The organism is Phaeodactylibacter sp. (genome assembly GCF_040219495.1).
In the GTDB taxonomy this organism is placed as follows: Bacteria; Bacteroidota; Bacteroidia; order Chitinophagales; family Saprospiraceae; genus Phaeodactylibacter.
Map to the genome: position 1 here is coordinate 1 of NZ_JAVJSK010000144.1, position 4,381 is coordinate 4,381.

The 4,381-nt window shown below is 49.0% G+C and carries 3 protein-coding genes; 2 read left to right on the forward strand and 1 reads right to left on the reverse strand.

The genetic code is table 11. The annotated features are described in order from the left end of the window. The first annotated feature begins 418 nt into the window (after positions 1–418). The gene (ffh, locus tag RIC19_RS23340) at positions 419–1,804 is read left to right on the forward strand and encodes a signal recognition particle protein (RefSeq protein ID WP_350180800.1); all 1,386 of its coding nucleotides are present in this window, start codon (positions 419–421) and stop codon (positions 1,802–1,804) included. A gap of 175 nt (positions 1,805–1,979) precedes the next feature. Here the strand turns inward: ffh and RIC19_RS23345 are convergent, their stop codons facing one another. Then, complete coding sequence (locus tag RIC19_RS23345; protein WP_350180801.1) at positions 1,980–2,216, reverse strand: hypothetical protein; 237 nt, start codon at positions 2,214–2,216, stop codon at positions 1,980–1,982. Positions 2,217–2,435: 219 nt separating this feature from the next. Here RIC19_RS23345 and RIC19_RS23350 point away from each other — a divergent pair, with 219 nt between their 5' ends. Next, positions 2,436–4,166, forward strand: coding sequence for a PA domain-containing protein (locus tag RIC19_RS23350; protein WP_350180802.1), 1,731 nt, complete (start codon positions 2,436–2,438; stop codon positions 4,164–4,166). Positions 4,167–4,381 lie beyond the last annotated feature (215 nt).

Here is a 4,381-nt window from a genome sequence, read left to right on the forward strand (position 1 = left end):
TATGAACCCCGCAGAAATGCGGGGCAAGCTCTGACTTCCTCACTAAATTTTCATTTAGCCCGCTAAACTCAAATTTAGTGACTTTGCCAGAACCATAAATCCTTGATTTTCATGACGAAACCGCTCCAAACATGCTCTAAGATACCCTTTTTAATACAATCTTGTATCCCCTGCACTTCATTTCCTGCAGTGGGCCGACAAACTCAAAAAGGATTTTCGGATCCGCCCCACTCACCAAAATACAACCAAAGGATTGAATTTTACCGGGCACGACCCCAACCTCTTGGGCAGACTCGCGTTAATTAATTGGTTGTTGTATTTTTTCTTATTTTTGCACGATTAAGAATGACCAACGGAGGTAGCGCCGGAACACCTGCTTCAATGGCGCCCCGTTTTGTACCAAAATCAGTCAAAATCTATGTTTGATAGCCTGAGCGAACGTCTGGAGGGTGCCTTTAAAACCCTGAAAGGAGAGAATAAACTTACGGAACTGAATATTGCACAGTCCGTCAAGGAAATTCGCCGTGCCTTGGTTGCAGCTGACGTAAACTATAAAATTGCCAAGGAATTTACCGATACCATCAAGGAAAAGGCGCTTGGCCAGGAAAATGTACTGAATGCTGTTAAGCCGGGGGAGATGATGGTCAAAATCGTCAATGACGAACTGGTCAGCCTGATGGGGGGTGAAGCCGCGAGCTTCGACCTCAAGGGTAAGCCCTCGGTAGTGCTTATTGCCGGCCTGCAGGGGTCGGGTAAGACGACCTTCTCCGGCAAACTTGCCCGCCACCTGAAAGTCAACAACAAAAAGAGCCCGTTGCTCGTAGCCTGTGATGTCTACCGCCCGGCAGCAATCAATCAGCTGGGGGTCATTGGCGACCAAATCAAGGTGCCGGTCTACAAGGAAACAGAGAATAAGAACCCGGTGGAAATAGCACTCAAGGGCATTGCGCATGCTCAGGCACACGGGCATGATGTCGTGATCGTTGATACCGCCGGCCGTTTGTCTGTAGATGCAGAAATGATGGAGGAAATCTCCAATATCAAAGAAGCAATTCAGCCCAATGAAACGCTGTTTGTCGTTGACTCTATGACCGGGCAGGATGCGGTGAATACCGCCAAAGCATTCAACGACCGCATCAACTACGATGGCGTGGTGCTGACTAAGCTTGATGGTGACACCCGGGGCGGTGCAGCCCTTTCCATTAAGTACACGGTGGGCAAGCCAATCAAGTTTGTATCCACCGGTGAAAAAATGGACACGCTTGATGTCTTCCACCCCGACCGCATGGCGAGCCGTATCCTAGGTATGGGTGATATCATCTCTTTCGTGGAGCGCGCCGAACAGCAGTTTGACGAGGAGCAGGCTAAGAAGCTGGAAAAGAAGATCAAAAAGAACAAGTTTGACTTCAACGACTTCTTGGAACAGATTGGCCAGATCCGGAAAATGGGGGATCTCAAAAGCCTGATCGGCATGATACCGGGCATGAGCAAAATGACCAAAAACCTGGATATCGATAATAATGCCTTCAATAAAGTAGAGTCCATCATCTTCAGTATGACGCCACAGGAGCGTGCGAACCCGGAGCTCATGAATACGAGCCGTAAACGGCGTATTGCAGCTGGGTGCGGGCAGACGATTGAGGAAATCAATATGTTCCTTAAGCAGTTTGACCAAATGCGGAAGATGATGCACAAAATGAGCAAGATGCCTGGTATGGGGATGGGAGCACCGGGTGGAAAAACAGGCAAGCAGGGTAGGAAAATGGGCGGTATTGCCCGCCGACGCGCCCGCCGCAAGCGTTAAGCAACAACAGAATAAGAGCAGCGTGTTAGGATTCAATCACTTGAGTGCAAGTGGCACGCTGCTACTTGGCTTGACTACAAAAGGCTCAACAAACCCGACGAAAAAAGGGGAGGCTAAAAATTTAGCCTCCCCTTTTTTCGTCGGGTGATTGAATGATAGGTGAAAAACCAGTCGCTTAGCTCGCTGGCAGGAATCGCTTGCCTACTTCAAACACCTTTTTAATAAGGCGCACATCAGGAAGAACGACTGAGCCAGACTCTGACTCTACTCGGTCTTCGTAATCCATTTCTTCAATAGCAGCATCTTCAACAATATCTAATTGAGTGGAAACTACGTTGAGAAAAGTGTAGGCAGAAATACTGGCTGCCAGTGCCAGGGAAAAAATTACAGTTCGGGTGTTTGGCTTTTTCATTTTATAACTATCTTAAAAGTCACTGCAAGAATACGGAATTTCTACCAGCGTAGCCAATAGAATCGACAAAAGAGCCTGTTTTTCAGACTTGAATCTATCACAAGGACGGTTGGAAAACTCAAAAGTTGCACAACTTTGAAAATTTAACGCCCAAAGACTTTGTCAGAAAGCCAACATATGCCTAATTTTAGTTTTGAAACTAATAAAACACCATTTAGTATGAAAAAACTTTACCAACTGCTGGCAGTACTTTGCCTTTTCAGTTTCGCTGTCAATCCTCTGATGGCACAGATTCCAAACGATTCTCCCATTCCTGTAGATGTTTTCTTTGAAGTCCCGGGCACTGGGCTTGTCCGTACCATTGGAGACTACACCTCAATGAGCAACTCTACGGAATGGGGCACACAGCCGCTACGTACCACCGTTTCAGCTGAAGTCGTTTGGGTAGACGATGATGATATTGCGGGTGATGGGCTGGACACGCTGGGCTGTGACACTTCCACTATGGTAGACTATACCGGCAAAATGGTACTTGTGCGCCGGGGCGAATGCTTCTTCAGCGACAAAATCTATTATGCACAACAAGCGGGTGCGATCGCAGCTGTTCTTGTTAATGCCGACGGTAGCGACCCAACGGGCGGAATGGCTGCTGGTGACGAAAAAGCACTGGATATCACCATTCCGGGTGTCTTCATCAATGACCCGGGCGAAGCTGCCGGATTTATTGCTGCCCTGGATGCCGGTGAAACCGTAATCGGGACTTTCCAGGTGCGTGGATTCTTTGGCGACCTGGGGCCTGACCGCTACGGAACGCCGCTGGCTCAGGTAACTCCGATAGACAGCATTAAGGTGAACTTACTTAACCTGGATCCGGAAGCCCCCATTCTTGATGTTTCGGCAACGGTAGACATTATCGCTCCTGACGGCATAGAAACCAAGCTGACTGCTGAGGTGGATACCATCAATCCCGATGCTATTCACACTTTTGAGTTTGATCCTTACACACCTGCTGGAGTGGGTACCTACGAGATGTTGTACACCAACTCTTTGACCGCGGATACCCTGCGGCGTCAGTTTGAGGTTACAGATTTCACGTTCCAGATGGATAACGGCAACATCCCGGAATGGCCGGTTGACAGTTGGATCGCTGCCACTAGCGAGGGATTCGTGGAAGACCTTCTCACATATGACTTCGGCAACTATTTTGAAACCAATAGTCAGGGTGGGACAGCCACTTATGCTACCTTCAGCTTGGGCAACCCTGATTCCATCCGTACAGGCTTTAATGATGCCGATATTTTCTTCCTGACGCTATATGACACCGACCCGGATGGAGACGGTCAGAGCGCTACGGGTGATGAGATCGATTATTCCACCTTCGAACCTGTAGGGCAGGCTGTGTATATCCTAAACGGAAGCGAAGAGCCTTACGATCTTCTAACGGTTGAGTTCCCTGAGCCCGTTGAGCTCAAGCCCAATACCGGCTACCTACTCATGGCACAGTATAACGGCGTAAACTCTGCTTTGGGTATTCCACCCTGGTACACTTATGCTGGCAATGAAGCTTATCCTGGTCTAAGCACCATGACCTTCACGGATCAGCTCTACACTGGTGGCTGGGCTGGTGACTTCCGCGCGGTCGTGCGCCTGCACCTGGATGGCTTTAGCGTAAATGCTGAGGACATCACCCTTGCGGACAACAAAGCGACGGTTTTCCCGAACCCCGCTAACGAGACCTTCCAACTGGAGCTGGAGCTGGACGAATATGCAGACGAAGTGCGCGTAGCACTGGTTGATATGTTCGGCAGGGTAATTGAGCGCAACGTCTACGAAGGCGTGAAAGGCGGCACTTACACTTTCAATACCGCTAACCTCTCCGCAGGTACTTACTTCCTGGGTATTCAGACGCCGGAAGGACAAGCCACTAAGCGGATTGTGGTCATCCACTAACCCTTAGCACGTTAACAACAACAGGCTCAGCTGGTCTTGTACCGGTTGAGCCTGTTTTGTTTTTTGAGCAACGGCTAAGAGCATGTTTGGAGCTCGTTGCTATTGCAAATCAACGCTTTATGAACCCCGCAGAAATGCGGGGCAAGCTCTGACTTCCTCACTAAATTTTCATTTAGCCCGCTAAACTCAAATTTAGTGACTTTGCCAGAACCATA

Bases quoted from the DNA above. Each gene is read 5' to 3' on its own strand.
- RIC19_RS23350 (WP_350180802.1), top strand. From the start codon at position 2,436: ATGAAAAAACTTTACCAACTGCTGGCAGTACTTTGCCTTTTCAGTTTC.
- RIC19_RS23345 (WP_350180801.1), bottom strand. From the start codon at position 2,216: ATGAAAAAGCCAAACACCCGAACTGTAATTTTTTCCCTGGCACTGGCA.
- ffh (WP_350180800.1), top strand. From the start codon at position 419: ATGTTTGATAGCCTGAGCGAACGTCTGGAGGGTGCCTTTAAAACCCTG.